The following is a 1345-nucleotide window of genomic DNA, read 5'->3' as shown; positions in this document are numbered from 1 at the left end:
AAGCTGGGCGGCAAAGCCGGCCCGCCATCCAGCGGCTGGCCGATCTTCAGGCGGTTATCGCCGACCGTGCCTACGCCGTCACCCCACACTACCCCCAGAACCTCCCGGTTCCCCGAAGTCGCGCCACCCCCCCCACCCCCGCCAGCACTCCTGACACACACTCAAAAATCTTTCTAATTTTATTTTTTAGCTGATTTGGTGTTTCATTTTCTTTGTGTAATACAACCAAATCAATATCCTCACTAAACCGTTGTATAAGATTGAAACATTTTGACAATGCTGTTCCGCCCTTGAAAACAGTTTCCTTGCCTATTTCATTTTTGAAGATTTTGTATAAAGCAAATGTTACCCAATAATCTTTTTCAATGTATTCGGGTGGCAAATTCATTTGCTGTGCAGTGAATCGAATGGCATCAGTGTATAAGGTTATATTTTCGTGTAACTTCATTTGATATACCAATTGTTTTGGGTTGGCAATTCACTTTCTTTTATTCCCAATTTTATTGTTGTAAGTGGATTTAAACTCTGTTTAAGATTATCCAATGCGTTGCTTTTATAACCGATATTTTGCAGAATGGCACCCACCAAAGCCCGCACTCTTGACGGATAAAGTAACGCATATTTTATCAATGTTTCGGTTTGCTTCTTATCCAATCCTTTTAAAATAGAACTTAACCGTTTTGTCGCCTGACTAGTGGAAGTGTCGGGAATTTGCTTAATATCTTTAAACGCATCTAACAAGCCCAAAGCTTCATAATTATTTTCGGTTACTTCTGTATAGCTTTTTACGGCATTGGCTTTTAACGAGCCCCTATTGATTGTTATTCGTTTGCCCCTGCTGGCGATTTTTATAGTGAAAGCCATTTGCGTAGTAAGCCCCAATTTTCTATATAATGAAGTTCCTGTTTCGTAGGCAATACGCTTTCCGTTTTCAAACAAGTATGGACGAAGTTGTTCGTCGTATTCGGGTTGTAATTCTCCAAATACTGTTTGTTTTGGTTTGTAAAAAATACCTTTAGAAACTTTTTTAAGAACTCCCGATTTTTGCAAACGCTCTAATGCTTTGGCGGCTGTGCTATAATCTTCTTTAGCAATACGCAAATCGCTATATCCAAAAGTTTTACTTTCGGGAAGTTGTTTTATCCTATTGCGTATTTGTGTTGCTAAAGCCATAATGCAAAGATAGCATTAATTTTAAAATGTCAAGTTTTTTGTGTAAAAAACTTGACATTTTAAAATTATCAAATTAGTTTGTTTTGTTTGCGATTGTGTAGATTTTATATTGATAAAAATACTTTCCATGTCAATTCCACAATCTTTGACCTTCTGGCTAAATAATCTGTGG

Annotated in this window: 2 protein-coding genes; both read right to left on the bottom strand. The window is 38.0% G+C overall.

The window, feature by feature from the left end; translation table 11 throughout:
• Positions 1–88 precede the first annotated feature (88 nt).
• Positions 89–448 (bottom strand): nucleotidyl transferase AbiEii/AbiGii toxin family protein, encoded by a 360-nt coding sequence (locus ACQR30_RS16300; RefSeq protein ID WP_429736819.1) that lies wholly within the window; start codon positions 446–448, stop codon positions 89–91.
• Positions 445–1173, bottom strand: coding sequence for a DUF6088 family protein (locus ACQR30_RS16295; protein WP_429736818.1), 729 nt, complete (start codon positions 1171–1173; stop codon positions 445–447). Before ACQR30_RS16295 ends, ACQR30_RS16300 begins: the two co-directional genes overlap by 4 nt.
• Between the last annotated feature and the right edge of the window lie 172 nt (positions 1174–1345).

The sequence above is a fragment of the Arachidicoccus sp. genome, from assembly GCF_050436765.1.
GTDB lineage: Bacteria > Bacteroidota > Bacteroidia > Chitinophagales > Chitinophagaceae > Arachidicoccus.
This window is presented reverse-complemented; position numbering and strand designations above follow the sequence as displayed.